This window comes from Sorangium sp. So ce367, from assembly GCF_051520455.1.
In the GTDB taxonomy this organism is placed as follows: domain Bacteria; phylum Myxococcota_A; class Polyangia; order Polyangiales; family Polyangiaceae; genus Sorangium; species Sorangium cellulosum_B.
The window spans coordinates 11299846-11324515 of the sequence record NZ_CP150334.1 but is presented as its reverse complement, the minus strand read 5'-3'; the positions used below and the strand labels follow the sequence as shown (position 1 = coordinate 11324515).

Below are 24670 nucleotides of genomic sequence, written 5' to 3'. Positions count from 1 at the left end.
CCATCCCGACCCTCCTGGGACGTGCATGGAAACTGTCGAACGAGCAGGGCGGCGCGTCGGCGCTGCGGGCCTTCTTTTGCTGTGCCTCGCGACCGCGGGCGCAGGGCTCGCGACGAGCGGGTGCCGCGTCAACGAGAACGACATCCACCGGTGGGAGACCACGGCGCACGGCCCGGACAAGCTCAGGGCGGTGCTGTTTCACGATAAGTACGACAGCTCGCTCCGCGTCGAGGCGGCCACCTCGCTCATCCGCATGAAGCCGCGGCAGGGCCGGCGCGTGGGCATCGGCATCATGGTCGAGACCCTCGCGACCATGGCGCCGGAGGCCCGGCAATCCATCGTGGCGGCGCTCGTGCCGTCGATCATCGCCGAGCTGAGGAAGCCGCCGCCCGTCGCGCAGCCAGGGCAGCCGCTCCCGCAGGACACGTCGTTCCCTTACAAGGACGCGGCGTACGCGATGCTCACGTCGGATCGGACCGTGATCATCGCGGACGAGGGGCTGAAGGAGGGGCTCAAGGCCGCCCTCATCGACTGGGCGATGGCGGACTTCGAGCACCGGCTCGAGGACCGCTCGCAGGCCTACGGGATGGAGCAGCTCCTGCGCTTCATCGGCCCCGCCGCGGTGGCCGGCCTGCCGAAGCTGATGACCCGCGAGGCGAAGCGGCTCGACCAGCTGGCGTCGCTCGTGGCCGAGTACGGCGACCCGCCGACGAAGGAGGCCGCCTCGGCGAACCTGGTCGCCATCGCCAGGTTCGTCACCTCCGGCGAGTGGACCGCCGTCAAGAAGCCCGAGCTCCAGGCGGCGAACGCCGCGTCGAAGCTCGCGCCGACCGAGAAGCAGTTCGAGGCGCAGCTCGCGCAGTACCAGGAGGAGGAGCTGTTCCGGGTCTTCGGGTCGATGAAGAAGCTCGGCGGCCGGCCGTCGGTGGACTTCCTCCTCGGGTTCGCGGCGAACAAGGAGCAGCCCGAGAAGCGACGCCAGGCCGCCCTCGCCGCGCTCGAAGGCCGGCTCGATCGCAACAACCCGAGCGACATCCAGCGCATCCTCGAGATCGCGACCGCGGACGCGCCCGACGCGGTGCTCGACCAGGCCTTCCGCCGCGTCGGCGAGATGCCGCGCGAGCTCGTCGTCGAGAAGCTCTACGGCCTCTTCAAGACCGACAAGTGGAAGATCCGCCGCGCCGCCGCCGCGACCATCCTGAAGATGTCGACGGTGAAGCACATCGACGAGTTCATGAGCAGGCTCCCCGACGGCAAGGACAGCAAGGGGTTCGCCATGCCGGAGGCGCTCACGTACGGCGCGGCGCTCGGCGACCTGAAGGAGGGCTCGCCCGTCGAGGCGCTGAAGAAGCACTTCACCGCGGGCTCGGCGGCGGTGCGGACGAGCGCGATCGCCTACTACTTCACATTCGGCACGGCGGCCGATCTCCCGGCGGTCAAGCCGCTCGAGGGCGACACCACGCGCGTGCCGGTGTGCGAGGCCGATCCGGACTGCAAGTGGGCGTGCGAGGTGCAGAAAGAGGGATCGACCGAGCGCGAGCTCAGGGACGTGAAGACCGTCGGCGAGTTCGTTCAGTACTGCGTCGAGCCGGCCATGCAGGACAGGAAGCCGGAGCTCGAGAAGGGCGAGAAGAAGTGACGCGCTTCTTCGTCCGCCGCGCGCGTCATGCGCGGCCCAGAGCCGTCAGCTGCTTGCAGGGAAGAGGCCGGGAGGAGGCTTCCCAGCGCAATTCATCCTCCATTATCGTTGGGTAGAGATGAGCGCGGATCCGAACAAGAAAAGCGCACGGACGTTCCAGTGTCGCGATGTCCTTTGGGAGACGTTCGAGCAGATGGCGCGCGAGCTCGAGTGCTCCATCGACTACCTCATCAACGAGTCGATGAAGCAGTACGCTCGGCAGCGAAGCTACAGCCCGCGCACGCCGTTCCCGCCGCCCGCCAGGGGTGACGGGGGGCCCCCCTCCGGGCACATGGCGGTCCCGCACGCTCATCAGGCCAGCGCGCCACCTCCCCTCGCGACGCCCCAGCCGCCCGGGCTGGCGACGTCCGGCTCGGCGCCGCCCCTGGGAGGCTTGCAGCAGCAGCCGGCAGCCGGGATGCCGTACGGGGCCTCGGCGCCTGCGTACGGCGCGCCGTCGCCGCAGTACGGCGTGGCGTCCGTCGGGCCAGGGCCGACGCCGATCCCGGCGATCACGCCGCCTCCTCCGCCTCCAGGGCAGGTCCGTCCGGGCGCGCCGCCGCCGCCCCCGCCACCCCCCGGCAGCAGCAACGCGGGCGGCAAGCGGCCCAGCCTGCCCGTGCCGCCGCCCGTTCCGGGTCGCGTCGTCGGCGGCCCGCCGCCTCCGCCGACCAGCGTGACGCGCCTCGGCGCGCCGCCGCCGCTCCCGTCGCAGGTCACGAACCCCGGGGGGCGCCAGAGCCTCCCGGGCGCCGCGGCGAGCCGCTCGGGTCCGCCGCCGCCCCCGCTGAGCAACGCCGCCGGTTACGCCTCGCCGATGGGGCCGCCGGTGGCGCCGCCCCTCGCGCCCCCGCTGTCGCCGCCGCCGTACGTCGCAGCGCCGCAGGCCTCCAGCAGCGTGCCCGGTCCGCCGCCGATGGCCATGGGGATGCCGAATCAGGTCCCCGTCGGCCCGACGCTCGCCGCGTTCTACGCGGGGCAGCGGTTCGTTGTGAACAAGGATCGGTTCATCATCGGGCGCGGCAAGCAGTCGAGTGACCTGACGATCAAGGACCCGAACGTGTCGCGCCAGCACGCCATGGTCGAGTTCCTGAACGGCCAGTACTACATGGTCGACATGGGCTCGACGAACGGCGTCGAGTACAACGGCCAGCGCATCGCCCGGAAGGCCATCGTCGAGGGCGATCTCTTCCGGATCTGCGATCACGAAGTGCGCTTCTCCTACCGCTGAACCCGCCGACCGCGGGCGCGCAGGCGGGAGTTTGGCTGGAGCGCAGGCGAACGCTTAGGATCCCGCCGCAGGATGACGAAGCGTGGAGGCGCCGAGGCCGGCTCGAAGGAACGGCGCCGCGGGGCGCTGCGACGAGCGCGTCGCGGCGGCGCCGCGGCGATGGCCCTCGGCGCGGCGATCTGGAGCGGAGCGGTCCTCGCGTCGCAGCTGCCGCCGTGGGTCCCCGCGGGCGACGCCCCGCTGCCGGCGTGGGTCAGGAGCGCGCGCGTGCTCAAGCGCGACCAGCCGCTGTTCGACGCCCCCGGCGAGGGCGCGCGCCGGCGCGGCTCTGTCGATCGCAACGTGCAGCTGCCCCTCTTTGCGGCCAGGCGCGCCGGCGGATGCCTCGGGCGCTGGCTCGAGGTGGGCGCCGCGGCCTGGGTCTGCGACGACGCCGTCGAGCTGTCCGCCGCGGGTCCGATCAGCCCGCTGGTGCGGACGTGGCGCGAGATGCCCGATGGGCTCCCGTACCGCTACTACTTCGTCGGCCCCGACGGGACCTTCGGCTATCGGCGCGCCGAGGCGGCCGACATCGACGCGCCGGACGCGCAGCTCGAGCCCGGCTTCGCGGTGGCGATCGTCGAGGAGCGGATCGTGGGAGGCGCCCGGTACGGCCGCACGAACAGCGGCTTCTGGTTGCCGATGCGAGATCTCGGTCCAGTGCGCGCGTTCGCGTTCCACGGGGTGGACGTCGCGCCGGGCGCCGCGCAGATCGCGGCCGCGTGGGTCGTGTCGGAGCGGGCTCCGCTCTACACCCGGACGGGGGCGGGCTTCACGCGGACCGAGGAGAGCAAGGTGCGGTTCGAGGTGGTCCCTTACCTGGAGGAGGCGCAGGGCGCCTCGGGGAAGCTCGCGCGCATCGCGGAGGGCGACGTCGCGGCGTGGATCTCGACCCGCGATCTCCGGCGCCCGTCGGTGGCGCCGCCGCCCGAGGTCGACGTCGAGGCGGGTGAGCGCTGGATCGACGTCGATCGCTCGACGCAGACGCTGGTGGCCTACGAGGGGCCTCGCCCCGTGTTCGCGACGCTCGTCTCGACGGGCAAGGGCGCGCCCGGGTCGCAGCGCGCCACGCCCGCCGGCACCTTCCGGATCTGGGCCAAGCTGCTCACCTCGGACATGGACAACCTCGAGGACGAGGCCGCCGAGCGGTACTACCGGATGGAGGACGTCCCCTACGTCCAGTACTTCTCGAAGGGCATCGGGCTGCACGGCGCGTTCTGGCATCGCTCGTTCGGCCAGGTGCGGAGCCATGGCTGCGTGAACCTGGCTCCGCTCGATGCGCAGCGGCTGTTCTGGTGGACGTCGCCCCGGCTCCCCGCCGGCTGGACGGCCGTCCTCCCCACGGCGCACGAGCCGGGCACCGTCGTGCGCGTGAGGTAGCGGCAGGCGCGAGGCCCGTCGGGGTAGCCGTGAGGGGAGGGGGCGGGAAGGAGCAGCGGAGCCGGGCCCGGTAGGCGCGGCGAGCGCTGGCTCAGGGGGCGATCTTGCCCTGGAGGAAGAACGCGATGACCCAGGAGAGGAGCACGAGCGACTCGATGAGCGCCAGGCCGAGGATCATCGGGGTCTGGATCCGGGCAGCGGCGCCCGGGTTCCGGGAGATGCCCTCCAGGGCGGCGGCTGCTGCGCGCCCCTGGCCCATGGTGCCGCCGAGGGCAGCGATGCCGATCGCGAATCCGGCAGCGACGGCGAGCCACGAGTTCGCGTCGTACTTGTTCGACGCCGCGCCATCCTGCGCCAGCGCCATAGCGGGAACCAGTACCAGCGCAGTGCCGACAACGGCGGACAGCGACAGCTTGCTCTTCAGCGACATCCGAATCTGCTCCTTTCAAGCCACACAGCCCGCGGGGCTGCATGCGAAACATCTGCTTGGGTCGGGGGCCGCGGGGCGGTCCCCCATCGAGATCCGGGGATCGCTCCAGGGACCTCTGCTACTGCTCGGCAGGGGCCGCGCTTCCGCGATCCACCACCGCTGTGGGGCAACCCATCGACAGCGGGGCCCCTCTAATCCGATTTTCGAGGGCTGGCTAGCCTTCTCTTCACCTCCAGCGCCATTCTCCGCGGCGCCGGTGGGCGGCTGACCAGGCGGTCAGGCGAAGCGGTCAGTGGTGGTCTGCCTTCTCGGTCGCGAGCCCGATGTAGATGCAGCTCAGCAGGCAGAACACCAGCGTCTGCACGACGATGACGATGATCGCCAGGAACATCAGCGGCACCGGGACGAACAGCGCGACGAGCCCGAGGAAGATGCTCGCCACGAGGTGATCGACGCCGATGTTGAGCATGAGCCGGATCGAGAGCGTGACCGGGCGGACGCAGGTGGAGATGACCTCGATGGGGAAGATGAGCGGCGCCAGGTACCACTTCGGCCCGGCGAGGTGAGCGAGGTAGCTCCAGCCGTTCTCCTTCAGCCCGTAGTAATTGAACAGGACGAACACCACGACCGCGCACCCGATCGTGACGTTCAGGTTCGAGGTCGGCGGGTTCACTCCCGGGATGAGCGCCGACGCGTTCGAGAAGAAGATGAACGCGGCCGAGCCCCCGATGAGCGGGAAGTACCGCTTCGCGTTCGCGGGCCCCATCACGTCCCGGGCCATCCCGTAGAAGTAGCCGAAGAACGCCTCGAAGAACGTGCGCAGCGTGAGCTTGTCCTCGGGGATCACGGACTCGTTCAGGCGCCGGTACTGGCCGCGGACCTCGCTGGCGAGGAGCACGAACAGCACCATGATCAGAAGGCTCATGAAGATCGGCTCGGTCCCGCGGTAGTCCACGGTGTGGTGACCGATGAACGTCTTGCCGATGTTGCGAGCGTTCTCCCGGAGTCCGGGGAGCTGCGCCAGGAGGTACGTGAGGAACCCTGTGTGCTCAGGCATGGCTTTCGTCGTCGATGCGCCGCGCCGGCAGCCGCGCGGCTGTGCCGGCACGGCCGCGAGCGCTGGCGCGCCTTGTGGGAGTTCGCCCTCGAGCGAGGGGCCTCGCCTCTACCACAACTCGTTTACGGTGGGCACCCTGGAGCGCGTCAAGTCTCCTCACGCCGCGCGGGTCGCTCCCGGAGGCCGGTTCCGGCAGGAGCTCAGCCGTGAGCGCCCGGCGGGCTTCCGTCCGCCGGGGGCTTCGGTCCGAACAGCGTCCCCAGGGTGATGCCGACGACGAGCGAGGCGTAGCCGACCATCAAGGCGATGCCCGAGACCAGGTCGCTCTTCAGGAGGAGCCACACGCCGCCCATCAGGCCGAGCAGCTTGATCATCGCGATCAGCGTCCACGACACCGTGTGGCCCCGGCGCGAGAGGAACGCGTCGACGATGCGCGCGAAGACGTACAGGTTCACCGTCGCGATGGCGCCGCCGATGCACACGCCGAGCGCCGCGCGCGCGCCGTACGCGAGCAGCGCGGCCACGGACAGGACCGCGGCCGTGCCGGCTACCCAGCGGAGCACAGACCGCATGGTGGCGTCCCCGACGCCGGGCCGCTCCTCCGCGTCGGGCTCCTCGTTCGGCGGGTCGCTGCCGGGCGCCCCCGGCCTTCGCTCAGCGCTCATCGTTCCCCTTCGCGTCCTGCAGCCCGCCGGGATCGCGGACCTCGTCGCTCGAGCCTGTCCGGCGGTCGTCGTCCGGCGCGCGCTCGTCCTGCCGCGCCTTCCGGTCGTCGAACCTCGGCGCAGGGTTCCCCTGCTCGCGCTCCTCGCGCTCGGCCACGGCCTGCATGTCCTTCCACGCCCGGTAGACCGCCTTGCCGGCGGCGCCGAGCCCGAAGAAGAACCAGAGCACCGAGAGGTACGGATCGGTCCCGAGCTTCCCGTCGAGCCAGCGGCCGATGAACAGGCCGACCAGGATGCACAGCACCACCTCGAGACCGACGGTCCCGTAGCTTCCGACGGCCTTCCAGTCCTGCTTCATCAGGGGATCCGATCACCGGGCAGTACGTGGGTGCCTCCGGTCGCGATTACAAGCGGTCCCGGACGGGGTCAACCGCCGTCCGGCGTCGCCGCCCGATCGGCACCCGCCGCGCACCGCTTGTCGTCCTACCGTCGCGCGACCAGCGCCTCGAGCGAGGAACGCATCTCCCGCGCGGCCTTGCCGCGGTGGCTCACGAGGTTCTTCTCGGCCTCGCCGAGCTCGGCCATCGTCCGTCCGTAGCCCTCCACGACGAACAGCGGATCATATCCGAAGCCGCCCGCGCCCCTGGGCTGCCTGCCGATCCACCCCTCGCAGCGCCCTTCGGTCACGATGGGCTGCGCTTCGGACCGCGGATCGAGCAGCACCATCACGCAGCGGAAGCGCGCTCGGCGCCGGTCGTCCGCGACGTCCGCGAGCGCCGCGAGCAGGGCCTCGTTGTTCTCCGCATCGGTCGCGCCCTCCCTCGCGAAGCGGGCGGACCGGACGCCCGGTCGTCCGTCGAGCGCGTCCACCTCGAGCCCCGAGTCCTCGGCGAGCGTCACCATCGCTGATCGGAGCGCCCCGGCGCGCACCTTGAGGAGCGCGTTGTCCAGGAACGTCGCGCCGTCCTCGACCACCGGCGGCGCGCCCGGCAGCACATCCGCCAGCGAGAGCACCTCGATCGGGAGGTCGGAGAGCAACGAGCGCAGCTCCACCAGCTTTCCTCGGTTCGAGGTCGCGGCGAGCAGGCGCAGCGGCTCTCGGCTCACGCGACCCTCCAGCGATCCGTCTGGAAGAGCGCGGAGAGGTCGACGCCGGCGCTCGACAGCGCCCGGTGCTGCGCGCTCGCGAGCGACGCCACGCCCGCGAGCGCGAGGTCGGTCATGCGATCGAGCTCCGCCCGGGGGATGGCCTCGTCCTCGGCCGTCGCCTGGACCTCGACGATCGAGCCGACCGCCGTCGCCACGACGTTCATGTCGACGCGCGCCGAGCTGTCCTCGGTGTAGACGAGGTCGAGCGCGAGCCCGCCCGGGAGGTGGCCCACGCTGATCGCCGCCACCTGATCGCGGAGCACCGGCGCCTCGAGCGATCCGGCCGCGCGCATCCGGTCGAGCGCCAGCGCGAGCGCCACGAAGCCGGCGGTGATGGACGCGGTCCGCGTGCCCCCGTCCGCCTCGAGGACGTCGCAGTCGATCGCGATCGTCTGCTCGCCGAGCTGCTTGAGATCGATCGCCGCCCGGAGCGCGCGGCCGATGAGCCGCTGGATCTCCTGCGTGCGCCCGCTCGGGGCCTTGCCCCGCCCGTCGCGCGGCTCCCTGCGGGCTGGGCTCGATCGCGGGTGCATCTGGTACTCGGCCGTGAGCCAGCCCGCGCCCTTCCCCATCATCCAGGCGGGCACGGTGGGCTCGACCGAGGCCGTGCAGAGCACGACCGTCCTCCCGGCGCGGTAGAGGACGGAGCCCTCTGCGTTGCGGTGGAACCCGAGGATCATCTCCACGGGGCGGTGGACATCGAGGGCGCGGCCGTCAGGGCGATTCACGGGGCCGCCTTAGCACACTTCGCGCGTCGCGCGGGCGCGCCTCGCGGCGGCGCGCGGCGGGCTCGCGCCGCTACATCCCGAACCAGGGACCCGGGTCGATCACCTCGGCGCCGCGCCTCAGCTCGAAGTAGAGCTTCGCGCCGTTCGGTCCGCTCGCGACCGTTCCCACCCGCGCCCCGCCCGGGAGCTGATCGCCGGCGCGCACGTCCGCGGCGCCGAGGTTCGCGTACACCGAGTAGAGCCGCTCGCCGTGATCGACGATCACGGTGAGCCCGTAGTCCGCGTACGTGTCGGCGAAGGCCACCCGCCCCGCGGCCACGCTGCGGACCGGCGCGCCGTCCAGCGCGGTGAGCTCGACGCCGGGGCCGCCGGCGCCGCGGCGCGACACCTTGCGCACCTCCGCGCGGCCGGCGATCGGGAAGGGGAGCCGCCCCATGAGCGAGCGGAAGCCGGCGCGGCGATCGAGCTCGGCGGGCCCGGTGTCCGCGCCGTAGATCGCGAGGTAGTCGGGGCGCACGCTCGTCTCGAACGCGCGCGAGAACGCGGCGCGGCGCTCCTCCTCCTGGGCCAGCGCGACCCGGGCGCGGTTCATCGCCTCGCGGTGCACCTCGAGGGGCGCGCGCTCCGCTCCGAGGTGCGTGAGCCGGTCCGCGAGCTCGGCGCTGCGCCGGGTCAGCTCCGCCTCGTGGGCGAGGTCGCGCTCGAGGGCGAGCCGGGTGCGCTCCACGCGAGCGGCGTGGTCGACCAGCGCGTCGAACCCGCCGCCCACCGGGAGGAAGCCGGCGCGGACGTGGCGGTAGTACGCGCGCCCGCGCGCGATCATCCGGCGGCGGGTGAGCTCCAGCGCGGGGCCGATCGCGTCGAGCTCCGCGCGCAGCGCCTTCTCCTCGGCGTCGAGCTTCGCGAGCAGGCGATCGAGATCGTTCTCGGCCAGCGCGGAGCCCGGGCGCGCCGCCGGAGCCGGCGCCCTGGCGGACGTGGGCGCCGGGGCGCCCGGCGCCGGCACCTCGGCGCCGCTCGTCGCGGCGCCGGTGAGGAGCGCCAGCGCGAGCGGCGCGAGCCGGGCGCGGCGCCTCACACGGCCACCATCTTGCGCAGCGTGAGCAGCGCGGTCGTGGCGCCGAGCGCGGCCCCGAGGGTGACCATCCCGAACGCGACCTCCCACGGCAGGAACGACGGCGAGACGCCGAGCAGGTTGGCGAGCTCGTGATCGAAGCGGCCGCGCACCATCATGAACAGGGCGCCCAGCATGAGCAGCGCCCCGGCCGCGCCGGCGGCGCCCTGCGTGGCGCCCTCGACGATGAACGGCCGGCGCACGAAGCCGTCGGTCGCGCCGACCAGCTTCAGCACCTCGACCTCGATCTTCCGGCGATGCAAGAGCAGGCGCATCGTCGAGCCGATGACGCTCACGACGGCGCAGAGGACGATCGCGGCGAGGCACGCGCTCGCGGCGACGCCGCCGCTGAGGAGGGACGACAGCCGCTCCGTCCAGCGCTGGTACGTCTCCACCGTGTCCACGGCCGGCAGGGCGCGCAGCTTCACCGTCATCGAGGCGAGCGCCTCGTCGGAGACCTCCTCGGTGAAGCCGACCTCGAGCGACGCGGGGAACGCGCTCGGCGGGAGCGCGGCGAGCGCCTTGTCGCCGTCGTCGTGCACCACCTCGCGGCGCGCCTCGGCGCTCGTCACGAGCCGCACCTTCTTGACGCCCTCGGTGCCCTCGAGCGCGCGGGTGAGCTCCGCGGTCTGCGCATCGGTCGCGCTGTCGCGCAGGTAGACCGTGGCGCGGCCGGCGCGCGACCAGCGATCGCGCACCGCCACGAGGTTCGTGACCACGAGGAGGGCCGACGCGAGGCAGACGAACGCGACCGCGAGCGAGAAGATCGACAGCGCCTGCAGCCGCCAATCGCTCCTCCCTGCCCGCCAGGTGCGAAGCCATCTCCGCCGATCGTCACGCTCGCTGGTCTGCATCCGGTTCCCTCTATCCGTCTCGTGAGGCGGAGCCCTCGGCGCTACGCCGCGCCGCGCACGCCGCTATCCATCTCGTCCTCGTAGCCATCCGCGAGCTCGCCGCCGGATCCGAGGCCGTGCGGTACGTCGGTCGCCTTCCCGTCGTCGAGCACGACCACGCGCCGGGGGCGCACGTCGAGCAGCGTCCGATCGTGCGTGGCGAACAGGACGGTCGTGCCGGTCTCGTGGATGTCCTCGAAAAGCCCGAGCAGATCGATCGCGAGCTGCGGGTCGAGGTTGCCCGTCGGCTCGTCCGCGAGGATCAGCGTCGGCTCCCCGACGATCGCCCGCGCGATCGAGACGCGCTGCTGCTCGCCGCCGCTCAGCACCTGCGCCCGGTCGCCGCCGCGCCCCGCCAGGCCGACGCGCTCGAGCGCCTCGCCGACCCGGGTCCGGAGCAGGCGCGACGGGAGGCCGAGCACCTCCAGCGTGATGGCCACGTTGTCGAACACGGTCCAGCTCGGGACCAGCTTGAAATCCTGGAAGACGAAGCCGATGTTGCGCCGGAGCGCGGGGATCGACGCGTCGGTCAGGCGCGCGATGTCCCGGCCGAGGAAGAGGATCCGGCCATCGTCGACGCGCTCGGTGCGGTGCACGAGGCGGAGGAGCGTGCTCTTGCCCGAGCCGCTCGGGCCCGTGATGAACACGAACTCGCCGCGCTCGATCGAGAGCGACATCCCGCGCAGCACCGGCTGATCGGCGCGGTACGACTTGTAGACGTCCTCGAAGACGAGGATCGGCCGGCGCGCGGCGGACGCGTCGTAGCGGTGGCCGGGCCGGAGCGCCGGACGAAATGAGCCTTGCAGAGGGGGCGCCGCCATCGGAGCCTTCACCTATCAGCCTGCTCGCACACGGAAAACTTTTCGGCCGACGCTCGGGCGAGCGCCCCCTGCGGGTCGCATTTTTTGGCCTCCCGCTGGCGGCGTTGCTGCTCCATGGCGACGGTCACGACATCGCCCTCGCCGCGATCAGCCGCGCCGACGCGGTGGGGCTCCGCCGGGCCCGCCGGCTCTTCGGCTCGCGCCTCCTGCTGCGTCCCGACGTCGAGCGCCCGGAGCTCGCGTCGCGCGTCGAGGCGCTCGCGCCCGATCTCCTGGTGAGCTGGTTCTGGACCACGCGCCTGCCGATGTCGCTCGTGAGGGCGGCGCGGCTCGGCGGGATCGGCGTGCACCCCTCGCTGCTCCCCCGTCATCGCGGGCCGGACCCCACGTACTGGGCGATCGCCTCGGGGGACGCCGAGAGCGGCGTCACGGCGCACCGGATCGAGGCCGAGTACGACACCGGCGAGATCCTGGAACAGGAGAGGCTCCCCATCGATCCGGGGTGGACCGCGTGGCAGCTCGCCCGGGCGCTCGATCGGCCGAGCCTCCGGGTCCTGCGGCGCACGGTCGACCGGTTCGCGCGCGGCGAGGACGTGGCGGGCGTCGCCCAGGATCCGGCCCTCGCGACGGAGGCACCTGCGCCGGACGACGAGGCGTGCGCCATCTGCTGGTCCTGGCCGACGGAGCGCGTCCTCCGGCACGTCCGCGCCCTCGCGCCGGCTCCGGGAGCGTGGACCGAGATCGAGGGCGCCTGCGTCATCGTCCTCCGGGCCGCGCCGGCGGCGAGCTTCCCCGAAGCGCTTGCGCCCGGCGAGGCGTTGGTCGAGGGCGGGGTGGTCCTGGTGCGGACCGGCGACACGGCCGTCGCGCTGCTGGAGGGGGAGATCGACGGAGAGCTGGCGTCGGTGGATGAGCTCGCGGCCCTCGTGGCGTCGGGGGCGTCGCGCGGGTGACCGCCGGCAGGGGGGCGCTTGGCGGCCGGCCGCGTCGCCGGCGGGGCCGCCTGGCCGGCTCGCGGCCATCGAATCCTGAACCTATGCGCGCGCGACCGCGTAGGATGCGCCCTTCGGAGGATTCATGTCGGAACCCGCGCAGCTTGCGAAAAGCGCCCGCGAACTGCTCGCCGCGGCGCTCAATGCGCTCCAGTCGAACGGGGGGGTGTCGTCTGAGATCGAGGCGCTCGCCGAGCCGATAGCGCAGGCGATGGGCATCATGCACCGCATCGAGCGCTCCGGGGGTCAGGCCCTCGACGGCAGCGAGATCGCGCTCGGCCATGTGCGCGACGTCCTGAACCGTCTGCAGAGGATCACCGCGGCCGATCCGGTGGTGGACGTGCTGATGGAGCACGTCGCCTCCTCGCTGAGCAAGGTCAACGCGCTGAGCAGGGCGCAGGCCGCTGGCGCCTCCGCGCAGGTGCGTGCGCCCGTGGCGGCGGCCGCGCCAGCGCCGGTAGCGCCAGCGCCTGTAGCGGTGGCTGCGCCCGCGCCTGTTGCGCCTGTAGCGGTGGTCGCGCCAGCGCCTGTTGCGCCTGTAGCGGTGGTCGCGCCTGCGCCCGTTGTGGCGGTGGCCGCGCCAGCGCCTGTAGCGGTGGCCGCGCCCGCGCCGTTCGCGCCAGCACCTGCAGCGGTGGCCGCGCCCGCGCCGTTCGCGCCAGCACCTGCAGCGGTGGCCGCGCCAGCGCCGTTCGCACCTGTGCCCGCGGTGGCCGTGTCTGCGCCCCTCCAGCACACGCTACCCTCGCCGCAGCAGCCGCGGCGTGCGCCGGCGCCCGCAACGCCCGCTCACCCCGCCGCGTCGCACCCGGCCGCGGACCCACGCGGCGCTCCGCCGCCCCAGGCCATGCCGCAGCCCGTCGACCACCGCACCCACGCGGCGGTCGTCGATGTCGAGCTGGGCGCTCTGACACCGTCGAATTTTTACAAGGGGCTGGCTGGCAACGACGTCATCGAGCACGGGGGCATCTTCGTCGCGACCTACAAGATCCCGCCGACGGGCTCCGTCGTGACCCTGCGTGTCCGCCTGCCGGGCAACTACGAGTTCACCGCGCAGGCCGCGGTCCGGTGGACGCGCGAGGCAGGCGGCTCGAGGGACTCGGCCGAGCCAGGTTTCGGCGCCCGGATCACGCAGATCTCGGCGGAGGGCCGGCAGCTCGTGTCCCGGTTCACGCGCAACAGGGAGCCGCTCTTCTACGACGACCTCTGAGGTCGCAACGCCGCCTCGATCGTGGTGAACTCTTCTCCCGCGCGCGTCGGCTCGCGAGTGAGCCGGCCGCTCCACCGCGCAGCGTCCGTCCTCTCTGCCGTCGCCCTCGCGGCGCTGCTGCTCCTCGTGCCGCGGCCGGCCTGGGCGACGGGCGACCCCGATCTCGCCTTCTGGACGTTCGAGACCGCCCACTTCCGCGTGCACTATCCGCAGGGCCTCGAGCCCATCGCGGCGCGCATCGCCTCGCTCGCCGAGACGATCTACGGGCGCGTCGAGGATGCGCTCGGCTACGCCCCGAAGGGCCGCACGGAGATCCTGATCACCGACGACTCCGAGATAGCGAACGGGTCGGCCGGCACGCTCCCCTACAACTCGATCCACCTCCTCGCATCCGGTCCGGACGACCTGTCGACGCTCGGCGACTACGACGACTGGTACCTCGATCTCCTCACGCACGAGTTCACGCACATCGCGCACATCGATAACACCTCGGGGATCCCGGCGATCCTGAACGCGATCGTGGGCAAGACGTTCTCGCCGAACCAGGTGCAGCCGCGGTGGATCATCGAGGGGCTCGCCGTGGTGAGCGAGAGCCACCACTCGAGCGGCGGCCGGATGCGCTCGAGCATGTTCGACATGTACCTGCGCGCCGATGTGCTCGAGGACAACATCGCGGGGCTCGATCAGATCTCGAGCTCCGCGGTTCGCTGGCCGCAGGGCAACCTCTGGTATCTCTACGGATCGAGGTTCCTGGGCTGGATCATCGACGTCTACGGGCCCAACACGATGCGCGCCGTCTCCGCCGACTACGGGGCGTCGCTCCTCCCATGGGGGATCAACCGCGCGATCCGCCGCGTGACCGGCAGGACCTACGTCGAGCTGTACGACGGCTGGAAGGACCACCTCCGCCGGCTCTACCGGGAGCAGATGGCGGCCGTCGAGGCGCGCGGGCTCCGCGAGGGCGCGCGGCTCACCTACCACGGGCGCAACGTGCTCTACCCGCGGTTCGTTCCGCAGGCCGCGCGCCGGACCGCTGCAGACGAGATCGTCTACTTCCGCGATGACGGCGGGGAGCGCCCCGGTATCTACCGCGTCTCCCTCGCCGCGCCCGCGCCCGGGAGCGAGCGCCACGAAGCGCTGGTCGCGCGCACCAACGCGCCCTCGCGACCGGCGTTCACGCCGGCAGGTGACCTGATCTTCACGGCGCTCCTGCCGTGGCGCAACCACTACTACCGAAACGATCTGGTCTTGCTCCCGCGCGGTAAGGCGGCGCCCGACGGCGACGAGCCCTGGCGGCGCCGGTTGACGCACGGCCTCCGATCCGCGGCCCCGGACGTGAGCCCGACCGGAGATCTCGTCGCCTTCTCCCTCAACAGCAAGGGCACCCGCTACCTGGAGATCGCGCGGCTCTCCAGGGATGGCGCCCTGTCCGACCGGCGCGATCTCGTCCCGAGCGCCCGCTTCGAGCAGGCCTACTCCCCGTCGTTCTCGCCCGACGGCAAGCGCCTCGCGTACAGCGTCTGGACCGCCGGCGGCTACCGCGACATCCGCGTGGTGGACGTCGCCACCGGCGGCTTCCGGCAGGTGACCCGCGATCGCGCGACCGACATGAACCCCGTCTGGTCGCCCGACGGCGAGACGCTCTATTTCACCTCCGATCGCACCGGCATCCACAACGTCTACGCCTACGGCGTCTCGTCCGGCGTCTTGCGCCAGGTCACGAACGTGAGACTCGGGGCCTTGCACCCGGCGATCAGCCCCGATGGCAAGACGCTTGTTTATGTCGGATATACCTCTCGGGGCCACGACCTCTTCGCCATGCCGCTCGATCCGGCGCGCTTCCTCCCGGCGCCGCCGCCCCCGGGCGATCGCCCCGATCCCGCCACCGAGCCTTCGGCGGCGCGGCTCGAGCGCGTCCCTTACAACCCGCTTCCCACGCTCGCGCCGCGCGCGATCACGCTCGACTACGCGCCCGGGAGCTATGGCTCGAACGCGCTCACCGTGACCGTGACCGGCACCGACATCGTCGGTCGCCACACGATCTTCGGCGAGCTCACCGTGCAGCCGGACGCGCCGGCCCCGAACGTCTTGCTCGGGTACAACTACGGCCGGCTGCCTGTCGACCTCGGCGTCCGCGCGTACCACAACATCTCGCCGCGCGGCGGCTACCGCCTCAACGGCCGCAACGTCGTCTACGACGAGCGAACGATCGGGGTCTCCTCGGGCATCAGCTATCCGATCCGCGGCGAGTTCTCGCGGCATACCCTGAGCGCGTCGTTCGGCAGCGCTGCGTTCAAGGGGCAGCTCCCCATCGGCGACAAGCTCGACCCGTACGCGCCCCGGACCATCCTCCCGCCGCGGGGCACGCTGAACCTCGCGCACCTCGGCTACGCATTCTCGAACGCCGAGGGCTCGCTCGACGCCGCCGGGGCGCCGCGCGGGGTGTCGCTGAGCGCTGGGCTCGATTACGCCGGCCCGGAGACGGGCAGCAGCTACACGACCTACGCGTTCTCGACGGGCCTCACCGCCTACGTCGCCATGCCCTGGTCAGGCGATCACACCCTCGCGTTTCGCGTCGCCGGGGCGGTGTCTGGCGGCAACTTCCCCCGGGGCGCCAGCTATGGCGTGGGCGGGTACGATCTCGAGAACCTCACCCTCGTCGACACATTGCTCACAGGGGTCACGAATAGCTCGTTCACGCTCCGTGGCTACGCGCCGGGCGCGATGTTCGGGCGCTCCTATTTCTCGCAGACGTTCGAGTACCGCGTGCCCGTCCTGCAACCTGATCGCGGCCTCGTGACGCTGCCGATCTACCTGCGCCGCATCGACGCGAGCCTCTTCCTCGACCACGGAGGCGCATTCAACCGCTTCGAGATGGACGACCTCGCCCTCTTCACGCGGAAGAGCCTGCTCTCGCCCCAGCTGCACGCCTCGGTCGGCGGCGAGCTGTGGCTGAGCTTGAGCCTCGGGTACGTCCTCTCCTCGCAGCTGCGCTTCGGGTACGCCTATGGCCTGAGCGATCTCGCGATCCCCGGCGGTCAGTTTTACTTCGTCGCGACGAACTCGTTCTGAGCGCCGCGCGCCTGCTGGAAATTTTGCCCGCGCCGACCCCTTCGCCCAGGGTGCTCGGCATGCGCCGCGTCCTCCTCGCCCTGAGCCTCTTGCACCTCGCCAGCTGCGGCATCGCCCCGAGCACGTCCCAGCGCCTCACCGAAGCGGCGCTCGAGATGAACACGGCTGCCCGGTTCGGCCGCATGGATGTCGCGCTCGAGCGCGTCGGCTCGAACGCGCGCCAGGATTTCATGAATCGTCACGCCGGGTGGGGCACCCGCCTCCGGGTCGTCGACGTGGAGTTCGGCGGCTTCGAGATGACCCAGCGCGAGGAAGCCGAGGTCTACCTCGACGTCCTCTGGCTGCGGAACGACGAGGCCACCGTTCGCAGCACCCGGGTGGCGCAGCGCTGGCGCGACGAACGGGGCCATTGGGAGCTTATCGGCGAGGAGCGAAGGGAGGGCGACACTGGGCTCCTCGGCGAGCCCCCGCCCAAGGAGCCCCAGCCCACGCAGAATGGGGCTGGCGATTCGGCGAGCGTGACCGACATGGGTCGGCAGCCCGGCCTGAGCCTCCACACGCGTGTGATTCGCGACGAGTGAGCGACGCCGCTGACGAGGTGCGCGGCCGCACGCCGCGGGGCGCGCCGGGCCGAGCACAACGCCGACGTTAGCGGCCTCGGTGAGCGACGGGATCGCAACAGCGCGGCGATGCGACGGGTGGCGCGTGGTGCGCGGTCGATCGACCACGCATGGCACCCGATCAAGAAGCCGGCGAAGGGCTCGCAGGAGCGGCGCTCTTGGGAGCGCGGGGCTTCTTGGCCTTGCCAGCGACCTCTGCCGGGGCCTTCGCCAGCTTGCTGCGCTTGGCGCGCTCCTTCTTGGCAGCCTGCGCCTTACGGCGCCTCATCTTCATCGACTGGCGGCGATCGCGCTTGCCCATCTGCTTCAATCTCCTCACGGTCGGGGGCGCGGCATCATGACGACAGCTCGCCAGGCGAGCCCCATCCTGCACCGGTGGATGGCCTACCGCGGGGCCCCTCAAAGGGAGCGGGACTCTGCCCAAGAGCGAATGGAAGCGCAAGGGGCAATGCGCGCGGAGATGCAGTTCTCGTGCTAGACGAGTGTGCAGTGCATCGCGCCGCCGTGAGGCGTTGACCTCCGCCTCCCCGCCTCCGGCCGCCCGGTCACATCAGAGGCGCGCGCTCGTTCTGAAGGATCCGAAGGATCTGAGCCGCCTGGGCCGCATCTGGCAGGGCTCAGCCGCCGACCGCGCCGTCCAGCGCGACCTCGCGGCCGCGCACCTCGAGGCGGTACCGGGAGTTCACGGTCTCTATGTAGAAGACTTCGCGCCCCGCGAGGCGCAACACGCGCTTGACCGGCGTCGTGACATATTCATGCATTCCGTCGGAGAACTCGATGACGATGACCGAGCCTTTCCGTGGTGCACGGACGAGCCGGCCAACGACTGCGCGTGATCCCCGGCCGAGCTTGCGGAGCACAACCTGCACAACAGAGATGCTAGCACGCGGATCTCGGCCGAGCACAAGCTGCACAAGCAGCGCCTCTCGCAACTAGGTCCCACCCTGGCCCAGGGTGTCCGGCTGCATCGGAGCGGTCCGGACCTTCGCGCCGCGGACGGCGAGCCGGCGGGAGGGGTCGCCCCCCCGGGCGGAAAGTTTCCATGAATCGATCGCCCGTCGCGGCGTGTACGTTGAGCCTGCACACCTGCCGGCCACCAGGCAGGCACACCGGTCCGTGACGCACCGTCATCGCCGGATCCTGGTGAGGGCGGAAATCACGACGAACGATTTCGGCTTTCGGAGGCCTCGTGAAGGCTGCGCGGTGGTCTTCCTGACGGGCCGACAATGCGCTGGCGTCGTCGGCCGAGAGGACCTCGCCGGGGGCACCGCGCCGCGTTCAGGTGCATCTGCGCAGCGCGGCGCCGATCGGCCTGGCGCGCTGCGGCTCGGCGGCTCGTCGGCTCCGCGTCAGCGGCGGAGCGCTGTCGAGCCTGTCCGGTTGTTCGGATCGCTCACGCCGGGCGCGCCCTTGTCAGCGAAGTAGGTGCGGAGCATGTCGCATGCGACGTTCGTCGCCTTCACCCGCCATTTCGCGCCGTTGGCGACCATCACGGAGATGGCGACCTCGGGCTTGCGGCTCGGCGCGAACCCGACGAACCAGGTGTAGAAGGGCCCCTCGGGCGTCGGCTTCGTGAGCGTCCCCGTCTTGCCCGCGACGCGGATATCCGGGAGGTAGGGGCGGCCGTTGCGATCATGGAACGAACGGTAGCTCGTGCCGTTATCGACCGTCGCCTCCATCATCGCGGTCACCGCGTTGGCCGTGCTCTCGTCCATCACCCGCTTGAGCACCTGACGCTCGCTCGGGCCCTGGTAGATGTCGCCGATCTCGTCCTTGACGCTCGACACGACGTGGAGCCGGATCATCTCGCCGCCATTGGCGAGCGTGGTCGCCAGGTTTGCTCCCTGGAACGGCGACAGCGTCGTGTTCCAGAAGCCCGCCGCGGTCCGCGCGAAGCCGAGATCGTCTTCCGGGAGCGCGATCGTGCTCGTCGCGACCTTCACGTCGAACGGCGTGTCCTGACCCCAGCCGAGCTTCTCGGCCACGGCGCCGAGCTTCTCGCGGTCGAGGTTCTTCGCGGCGAGCCGCGCGAACACCGTGTTGATGCTCCGGCCCATCGCCTGCGCGAGCGTCGCGCAGTACTTGTCGCGGCGCTTGTTGTCGACCATGTCCGCCGGCCGGATCGAGTGCTCGCCGCCCGAATAACACTGCTTGGTGTTCGGGCTCAGGCCCGCCTCGACGAGGGCGGTGCCGGTCACGACCTTGAAGACGCTCGCCGACGGCGCGGTGGCCTCTGCAGCGACGTCGTGCATCGCCCCCTCGTTCACGTAGCTCGCCCAGACCAGCACCTTCCCGGTGCGGATATCGGTCATGACGACCGCGCCCTCCGGGACCTGGCCTGCCCGCAGGAAGCCGAGCGCCGCCCGCTGGTACATCGGGTCGATGGTCAGCTCCGCGACGCGGTCGGCGTGCGCCGGCGCCGTGGGCGGGGTCTTCCGGTCGTCGATGCGCGTCAGATCGAGATCCGTGAGCGGCGGCGGCGTCACGGTCCGCGTGATCGTCGGGCCCCCGGCGGTCGTCTTCTTGGCGAGCAGCCCCCCGAGCTGGACGTCGTGCTCGCGCAGCATGGGGAGGGTCACGGCCACGAGCCCCACAGCTGCACCGACGGCGATCCACTGACGCATGTCGCGCATGGCCCGACGGGTACCCCGCCGCGCTGTCCTGGGCCAAAATTGAGGCGCGCGACCTCGCCGGCGGGCCTGGCGCGCCGCGGGATGTGCGCGGCAGGGAATCCTTCCGGCGCGCTTCGTTGGAGGGCAAATGAACGAGGGCGCGGCTGGGGCTCCGCGCCGCGCGGGGAGAGGGCGCGGGGGGCTAGAAGGACAGGCCGACCCGGGCGCCGAGCTCGTGCAGCGCGTGCGCGTCGGCCCGCTTCAAGGTGTTGCCCGGCACCCGGAGGAGGTTCTCTTCGGAGCCGCTGCCCGGCGTCAGGTACGCGTTGTAATTCACGCTGAGCCGCACGTTCCTCGTGTGCCAGTAGTTGGCGGCGAGGCCGACCTGCATGACGTTGAGGTCGGTGCCCGGCCCGCCCTCGGCGCCCGGCGTGTTCTCGTCGTACGCGCCGTCCCGGGACGCGCCGTCGTACGTCGCGTTGATCCCCGCGAGCAGCGCCGCGACCTCGAGCCCCGACTTCGGCTTGTCGGGCTCCTTCGTCAGATCGACCTTCACGGGGCGCGGGCTGTACCCCGGATCCCCGGTGACGAAGGCGTCGCCCACGGGCCACGCAGAGAGCTGCACGTACCAACCGAGGCCCTTCACCTGGCCGAGCCGCTCGGTGTTCGTGAGCTGATAACCTTCCACAGCCTCGCGGGTGTTGTTCGCGAGGTAATACGCCTCGGCGCGGAGCTCGACCATCTTGATCGGCAGCCGGAGCTCGCCGCCGATCGCGTTCTGCGCGCTCGACGGGATGACGTGGATCCGCCGATCGAGCGAGTCCTTGTAGCCGCCGCTCCAGAGCGTGTAGCCGTTCCCCGTCCGGATGGGCGCGTAGTCGTAACCCACGTAGTCCTGTTCGCGCCACCCGTGCTGCGCGCTGAGGCCGATCTGCGCCTTGGCGAGCAGCCCCTTCTTTTCGCCGGCGAACGGGCGGGCGAACACGCGGCCGATGAAATGGGGCGACGCGTCGATGCCAGGGCGGTTCTGGCCGTCGCCGGCGACCACGCCGATGCCGTAGAAGAACATCTTGTCGGCGACGTCGCCCCACGCCATCAGCCCGATGCTCTTGGCCTCGGGGTGGGCGAAGCTCCGCATCGCGATGTTGCGCTCCATGAACGTGATGGCGTTGCTGCTCGTCTGGATCTCCATCCCGAACGGAGAGTTGAACTGGCCGAGCATGAAGTTCAGCGCCGGCATGACGGAGTAGTTGATCCAGAAGTCGGCGAGCGCGGCGTTTGCGCTCGTGCTCTGAACCGCGGCGAAGCGCGCGGTCTCGGCTGTCGGCGAGGCGCCTGCTGACGCGGCAGCTGTCTCGGTCTCGCCGTTGGCGTTCCCGAGCGCCTGGCCGCCGAAGTCGACGTCGAGCTTGAACGACCAGCGCTTCAGGAACTCGCCGTCGAACTCCAGCCGGGCGCGACGGGCGAAGAAGCGCGGCTGCAACGCGTTCCCTCCGTCCGCCGCCTCTACGTCCGAGACCCCGCTGCCGAAGCTGCTGACGAAGTCGAGGTGCAGCCGCCCCTTCGGGAACAGCCGGAAGGTGTCGTTGGCGTCCCGAAGGAAGAAGCCGCCGTGCCAGCCAGCGAGCGGCTTCTGCTCTTTCACGACCGCAGTTTCTGCGATCGGCGCGAAGACCTGCGCAGGAGGTGGCGGCGGCGGCGCGGCGGCCGGTGCCGCTCCAGGGGGAGGAGGCGGCGGCAGCTGCTCGGCAGGCGGCGCCTGGTCGGGCGGCGGCGCGGGCGTCGGCGCGGCTGCGGGAGGAGGCGGGACCGCACCGGCAGGAGGTGTCGGGGCAGCAGCCGGGGGCGGCGGGGCAGGTTGCGCTGGGCCCTGGGGTCCAGGCTGTGCTAGCGCCGAAAGGCCCGACAGCGTAACAGTCATGCCCAGCAGCGCCGATGTAGCTAACCTCATGCAGTTCTCCCTGTGTGCGGCTCGCCCGCTCGCTGGATCTCGCACGCACCACAACGCGAAATTATGACCAGGACGTTACGATTCTGTGTAGGCCATACGGCGTGCGAGCACGACAGTCGGGCAAGGGGTGAGGGGCGTCAAGGCCCCGCTCATGGGGTGGCAGCACGTGCCGGCGACGGAGCGCCGGGGAAGAGGCGGGGAAGGATCACGCGATGACGACCAGCGTGCGGATCACGGCGGATGTCGAGGTGCTCGACAACAGCACCTTGGTGGCCCTCGCCGGGCCGGGGAACGAGCATCTCAAGCTCATCGCGCGCACTCTTGGCATCGAGTCGGGCGTTCGAGGCAACACGATCCGGCTCGCCGGGGACGCCGACAAGGTCGCGCTCGCCGAGCGGTGCCTGGCAGAGGCCGCGCAGATGTTGAGGAGCGGCGTGGTCCTCGATCCCCAGGACTACGTGCGCGGGGTGCAGGCGCTCCGGGACGACCCGGGGATGACCTTGCGGGATCTGTTCGAGGACGTCGTCCTCATCTCGGCGCGCCGCCGGCCTATCTCGGCGAAGGGGCTGGCGCAGAAGCGCTACATCCAGGCGATCCGATCGCACGACATGACGTTCGGCATCGGGCCGGCGGGGACGGGCAAGACCTACCTCGCGATGGCCATGGCGGTGCACGCGCTGCTCGAGCGCCGCGTGAAGCGGATCATCCTGACCCGTCCTGCCGTCGAGGCGGGAGAGCGGCTCGGCTTCCTCCCCGGCGATCTCGCCGAGAAGGTGAATCCTTACCTGCGCCCGCTCTACGACGCGCTCCATGACATGATGGATGCGGACAAGGCGCAAGGCCTCGTGACGCGCGGTCAGATCGAGGTCGCGCCGCTGGCCTTCATGCGCGGCCGCACGCTCAACGATTGCTTCGTCATCCTCGACGAGGCGCAGAACGCGACGAGCGACCAGATGCGCATGTTCCTCACCCGCCTCGGCTACGCCTCCCGCGCCGTGGTGACGGGCGACGTCACGCAGGTCGATCTCCCGCACGGCGCGCGCAGCGGCCTCGCGGAGGCGCGCGAGCTGCTCGCGGGGATCGAGGGGATTGCGATCTGCTCGTTCACCGAGGTCGACGTCGTGCGCCACCCGCTCGTGCAGCGGATCATCGTGGCGTACGAGCAACGGGACGCCGAGGTGGCGCGCCAGCGCGAGGAGCGGCGGGCGGAGGCGGGTCGCGGCGGCGCGCGCGGCGGCGCAGCGGGAGAGGCCGGGGCTGCACCGCAGGAGCCGCAGGGCCGCGCGCCAGCAGGCGAGCCGGGAGGAGCCGGCGCGGCGAGCTGACGCGCGACGCCGCCGGGCGAGGCGTCGGCGTCGACGTCTCGCCCGGCTGCGCTGATCATTTCTTCTTCAGCTCGATCGGGGACTCGCGCACCAGGAGGGCATCGGGCCCGGTCACCCGGATCCTGCCGTGGATGACGTTCTCCTTCAACTCGCCGACCAGGACGCCGGTCATCGCGTTCGGCGCGCGCGGATCGTCGGGGAAGACCGATGCGCGGACCATGCCGTCCTCGACCTTTCCCACGAGCGTCGCGTCGCCGAGCGCTCCCTTCGCGGCGCCCTTCAGCTCACCGCTCGGCTCGATGGTCAGCGTCACCGTCCCAGGGCCGGTGACCTGCTTCCCGTCGTCCTTCTGGCGCGCGGCGTCCTTGACCTTCGGGGGCATCACGACGCTGCCTTTCTTGGCGTCGTAGCGCCCCTCCCATGTCCCTTGCCATGCGGGCGTGCCCTTCGGCTCGCCCGCGTCTCCCGGCGCGCCTGCGCTCGGGGGCTCTGCTGCGGCCGAGCCGGCCGCGGGCGGCGCGAGCTGCGCGCTCGGCTGAGGCGGCGGGGGCGCGGGCCGCTCCGGCTCGCTCGGGCGAGGCGGGCCCTCCTCGCATGCCGCGAGGACGACGGCGAAGGACAGGAAGAGCGCGGGGGCAACGCCGCGCGCCCGGCGAGCTCGTGTTCCGGTGGCGTTCACGTGGACGCTTTTATTACGAGCCGGGCTGGCCGTCGCGTCGATTTGACGTGCCCGCGCCGCGGCCCGGACCAGCGCGCGGCGCCTTGGGCTCAGGAGGCCCTGCGGAACGCGAGGGTCCAGTGCCGGTCGCTCGTCATCTGCGCGCATTCGGGGGGAATCCGGAGCGAGCGCAGCACCTCACGCACCTCGTCGAGCGAGAGCGCCGCGCGCAGCGACGCGTCGAAGAGGGCTCGCTGGTACGCGGTGTCGTTCGCTGCGTACGTGTCGACGAGGGCGGCGATCGACGCCTCGTCTTCCGGACGGACCAGGTCCCGCACGAACAGGAGCCCCCCGGGCTGGAGGACGCGGAGCATCTCGCGCAGCACCTGCGCTGGCTCCGGGACGTGGTGGACGATGCTGTTCGAGAGCACGGCTGAAAACGTCTCATCCGGTTCAGGCAGCGCCTTGGCATCCACGAGCGCGAGCGCGATGGCCTCGGTGAGCCCGGCCTGCTCGACATGGCGGCGCCCGAGTTCGAGCATCGCCGCGGAGAGATCGATCGCCTTGATCCGCGCGGCGGGGGCGCGCCTGCAAAGCTCGATGGGCAACAGGCACGTCCCTGTGCCGACGTCGAGGGCGTATGCGAGACCGGGGTTGTGGGAGAGGAGCGCGTCGCAGAACGCCGTGTTCACGGCGGCGTGATCCATGCTGTCGTAGGCCCGCGCGTCCTCGTCGGTATCCATGACCTCTGGCTCGAGCACGCGCACCAGCGACATGCGCGCATCCTTCTCCGCAGCCGACGCGCGTGTCAACCGATTGTCGGCGGCTGGTCAATCTCGGCAGCCGGTCGGACGGAGGTCGAGCGGGGGCGGGGTGGGTCCTGGGCGTCGTAGATGTAGATATGGACAGGAAGGCGTTTGAAGAAGTCGAGGCGGAGCGGGCCGGCTCCGGCCGCGCGTGCACACCGGTCCGCCGGACACGACGGCCTTCAGGCGCCTACCCAGCTGGAGCCGCGGGCGGCGGCCGCGCGCGTGATGTTGAGAGC

General features: G+C 71.5%; 23 protein-coding genes. 8 read left to right on the top strand and 15 right to left on the bottom strand.

Going from position 1 to position 24670, the window contains the following annotated elements; translation table 11 throughout:
• Window positions 1–25 precede the first annotated feature (25 nt).
• The 3 genes from WME97_RS42980 to WME97_RS42970 all read left to right on the top strand — a co-directional run bounded on the left by WME97_RS42980 (window position 26) and on the right by WME97_RS42970 (window position 4328).
• Window positions 26–1639, top strand: coding sequence for a hypothetical protein (locus tag WME97_RS42980; RefSeq protein WP_437546579.1), 1614 nt, complete (start codon window positions 26–28; stop codon window positions 1637–1639).
• A 118-nt stretch (window positions 1640–1757) separates the two neighbouring features.
• Entirely contained in the window at window positions 1758–2909 is a 1152-nt protein-coding gene (locus tag WME97_RS42975; protein ID WP_437546577.1) for an FHA domain-containing protein, read from the top strand.
• Window positions 2910–2981: 72 nt separating this feature from the next.
• A complete protein-coding gene (locus WME97_RS42970) occupies window positions 2982–4328 on the top strand; it encodes a L,D-transpeptidase (protein ID WP_437546575.1) in 1347 nt (448 codons plus the stop codon).
• 91 nt (window positions 4329–4419) lie between these two features.
• Here the strand turns inward: WME97_RS42970 and WME97_RS42965 are convergent, their stop codons facing one another.
• From WME97_RS42965 to WME97_RS42925, 9 genes are all read right to left on the bottom strand, one after another.
• Window positions 4420–4758 carry an ATP synthase F0 subunit C gene (locus tag WME97_RS42965; RefSeq protein WP_012240589.1) on the bottom strand — a complete coding sequence of 113 codons (339 nt, stop codon included), beginning with the start codon at window positions 4756–4758 and terminating at the stop codon, window positions 4420–4422.
• Window positions 4759–5047: 289 nt separating this feature from the next.
• Complete coding sequence (gene atpB / locus WME97_RS42960; RefSeq protein WP_437546573.1) at window positions 5048–5815, bottom strand: F0F1 ATP synthase subunit A; 768 nt, start codon at window positions 5813–5815, stop codon at window positions 5048–5050.
• Between the two features lie 200 nt (window positions 5816–6015).
• Window positions 6016–6480: an ATP synthase subunit I gene (locus WME97_RS42955; protein WP_437546572.1), complete on the bottom strand. Its 465-nt coding sequence runs from the start codon at window positions 6478–6480 to the stop codon at window positions 6016–6018.
• Window positions 6470–6838 carry an AtpZ/AtpI family protein gene (locus WME97_RS42950; protein WP_437546570.1) on the bottom strand — a complete coding sequence of 123 codons (369 nt, stop codon included), beginning with the start codon at window positions 6836–6838 and terminating at the stop codon, window positions 6470–6472. The genes WME97_RS42955 and WME97_RS42950 overlap by 11 nt, the downstream gene beginning before the upstream one ends.
• 125 nt (window positions 6839–6963) lie before the next feature.
• Complete coding sequence (gene rdgB, locus WME97_RS42945; RefSeq protein ID WP_437546568.1) at window positions 6964–7587, bottom strand: RdgB/HAM1 family non-canonical purine NTP pyrophosphatase; 624 nt, start codon at window positions 7585–7587, stop codon at window positions 6964–6966.
• On the bottom strand, window positions 7584–8357 hold the full coding sequence (gene rph / locus WME97_RS42940; RefSeq protein WP_437527822.1) for a ribonuclease PH: 774 nt from the start codon (window positions 8355–8357) through the stop codon (window positions 7584–7586). Before rph ends, rdgB begins: the two co-directional genes overlap by 4 nt.
• Window positions 8358–8427: 70 nt before the next feature.
• The gene (locus WME97_RS42935; protein ID WP_437546566.1) at window positions 8428–9435 is read right to left on the bottom strand and encodes a murein hydrolase activator EnvC family protein; all 1008 of its coding nucleotides are present in this window, start codon (window positions 9433–9435) and stop codon (window positions 8428–8430) included.
• On the bottom strand, window positions 9432–10325 hold the full coding sequence (locus WME97_RS42930; RefSeq protein ID WP_437546564.1) for a cell division protein FtsX: 894 nt from the start codon (window positions 10323–10325) through the stop codon (window positions 9432–9434). The genes WME97_RS42935 and WME97_RS42930 overlap by 4 nt, the downstream gene beginning before the upstream one ends.
• A 41-nt stretch (window positions 10326–10366) precedes the next feature.
• Window positions 10367–11185 (bottom strand): cell division ATP-binding protein FtsE, encoded by an 819-nt coding sequence (locus tag WME97_RS42925; RefSeq protein ID WP_437546562.1) that lies wholly within the window; start codon window positions 11183–11185, stop codon window positions 10367–10369.
• 104 nt (window positions 11186–11289) lie between these two features.
• Between WME97_RS42925 and WME97_RS42920 the strand changes: the two genes are divergently transcribed.
• The 4 genes from WME97_RS42920 to WME97_RS42905 all read left to right on the top strand — a co-directional run bounded on the left by WME97_RS42920 (window position 11290) and on the right by WME97_RS42905 (window position 17040).
• Window positions 11290–12138 carry a methionyl-tRNA formyltransferase gene (locus WME97_RS42920; RefSeq protein ID WP_437546560.1) on the top strand — a complete coding sequence of 283 codons (849 nt, stop codon included), beginning with the start codon at window positions 11290–11292 and terminating at the stop codon, window positions 12136–12138.
• Window positions 12139–12343: 205 nt separating this feature from the next.
• The gene (locus tag WME97_RS42915; protein ID WP_437546558.1) at window positions 12344–13387 is read left to right on the top strand and encodes a hypothetical protein; all 1044 of its coding nucleotides are present in this window, start codon (window positions 12344–12346) and stop codon (window positions 13385–13387) included.
• Between the two features lie 24 nt (window positions 13388–13411).
• A complete protein-coding gene (locus WME97_RS42910; RefSeq protein ID WP_437546556.1) occupies window positions 13412–16459 on the top strand; it encodes a BamA/TamA family outer membrane protein in 3048 nt (1015 codons plus the stop codon).
• A 59-nt stretch (window positions 16460–16518) separates the two neighbouring features.
• Window positions 16519–17040, top strand: coding sequence for a hypothetical protein (locus WME97_RS42905; protein ID WP_437546554.1), 522 nt, complete (start codon window positions 16519–16521; stop codon window positions 17038–17040).
• 160 nt (window positions 17041–17200) lie between these two features.
• On the opposite strand, the gene WME97_RS42900 is transcribed toward WME97_RS42905, so the two are convergent.
• The 4 genes from WME97_RS42900 to WME97_RS42885 form a co-directional block, all read right to left on the bottom strand.
• Window positions 17201–17380, bottom strand: a complete 180-nt coding sequence (locus WME97_RS42900) for a hypothetical protein (RefSeq protein ID WP_437546553.1) — start codon at window positions 17378–17380, stop codon at window positions 17201–17203.
• A 316-nt stretch (window positions 17381–17696) separates the two neighbouring features.
• The gene (locus WME97_RS42895) at window positions 17697–17993 is read right to left on the bottom strand and encodes a hypothetical protein (protein WP_437546551.1); all 297 of its coding nucleotides are present in this window, start codon (window positions 17991–17993) and stop codon (window positions 17697–17699) included.
• A gap of 435 nt (window positions 17994–18428) precedes the next feature.
• A complete protein-coding gene (locus WME97_RS42890; RefSeq protein WP_437546549.1) occupies window positions 18429–19712 on the bottom strand; it encodes a penicillin-binding transpeptidase domain-containing protein in 1284 nt (427 codons plus the stop codon).
• A gap of 181 nt (window positions 19713–19893) precedes the next feature.
• Window positions 19894–21336 carry a porin gene (locus tag WME97_RS42885; protein ID WP_437546547.1) on the bottom strand — a complete coding sequence of 481 codons (1443 nt, stop codon included), beginning with the start codon at window positions 21334–21336 and terminating at the stop codon, window positions 19894–19896.
• A gap of 518 nt (window positions 21337–21854) precedes the next feature.
• On the opposite strand from WME97_RS42885, the gene WME97_RS42880 reads away from it, so the two are divergent.
• On the top strand, window positions 21855–22967 hold the full coding sequence (locus WME97_RS42880) for a PhoH family protein (protein WP_437546545.1): 1113 nt from the start codon (window positions 21855–21857) through the stop codon (window positions 22965–22967).
• Window positions 22968–23022: 55 nt separating this feature from the next.
• On the opposite strand, the gene WME97_RS42875 is transcribed toward WME97_RS42880, so the two are convergent.
• Window positions 23023–23646, bottom strand: a complete 624-nt coding sequence (locus WME97_RS42875; RefSeq protein WP_437546543.1) for a hypothetical protein — start codon at window positions 23644–23646, stop codon at window positions 23023–23025.
• Window positions 23647–23735: 89 nt separating this feature from the next.
• Window positions 23736–24401: a class I SAM-dependent methyltransferase gene (locus tag WME97_RS42870; protein ID WP_437546542.1), complete on the bottom strand. Its 666-nt coding sequence runs from the start codon at window positions 24399–24401 to the stop codon at window positions 23736–23738.
• Window positions 24402–24670 lie beyond the last annotated feature (269 nt).

Coding starts and splice junctions, on each gene's coding strand:
- WME97_RS42930 (WP_437546564.1), bottom strand. CDS start 10,325: ATGCAGACCAGCGAGCGTGACGATCGGCGGAGATGGCTTCGCACCTGG.
- WME97_RS42900 (WP_437546553.1), bottom strand. CDS start 17,380: ATGGGCAAGCGCGATCGCCGCCAGTCGATGAAGATGAGGCGCCGTAAG.
- WME97_RS42955 (WP_437546572.1), bottom strand. CDS start 6,480: ATGAGCGCTGAGCGAAGGCCGGGGGCGCCCGGCAGCGACCCGCCGAAC.
- WME97_RS42980 (WP_437546579.1), top strand. CDS start 26: ATGGAAACTGTCGAACGAGCAGGGCGGCGCGTCGGCGCTGCGGGCCTT.
- WME97_RS42965 (WP_012240589.1), bottom strand. CDS start 4,758: ATGTCGCTGAAGAGCAAGCTGTCGCTGTCCGCCGTTGTCGGCACTGCG.
- WME97_RS42975 (WP_437546577.1), top strand. CDS start 1,758: ATGAGCGCGGATCCGAACAAGAAAAGCGCACGGACGTTCCAGTGTCGC.
- WME97_RS42905 (WP_437546554.1), top strand. CDS start 16,519: ATGCGCCGCGTCCTCCTCGCCCTGAGCCTCTTGCACCTCGCCAGCTGC.
- WME97_RS42925 (WP_437546562.1), bottom strand. CDS start 11,185: ATGGCGGCGCCCCCTCTGCAAGGCTCATTTCGTCCGGCGCTCCGGCCC.
- WME97_RS42870 (WP_437546542.1), bottom strand. CDS start 24,401: ATGTCGCTGGTGCGCGTGCTCGAGCCAGAGGTCATGGATACCGACGAG.
- WME97_RS42880 (WP_437546545.1), top strand. CDS start 21,855: ATGACGACCAGCGTGCGGATCACGGCGGATGTCGAGGTGCTCGACAAC.
- WME97_RS42970 (WP_437546575.1), top strand. CDS start 2,982: ATGACGAAGCGTGGAGGCGCCGAGGCCGGCTCGAAGGAACGGCGCCGC.
- WME97_RS42950 (WP_437546570.1), bottom strand. CDS start 6,838: ATGAAGCAGGACTGGAAGGCCGTCGGAAGCTACGGGACCGTCGGTCTC.
- WME97_RS42890 (WP_437546549.1), bottom strand. CDS start 19,712: ATGCGCGACATGCGTCAGTGGATCGCCGTCGGTGCAGCTGTGGGGCTC.
- atpB (WP_437546573.1), bottom strand. CDS start 5,815: ATGCCTGAGCACACAGGGTTCCTCACGTACCTCCTGGCGCAGCTCCCC.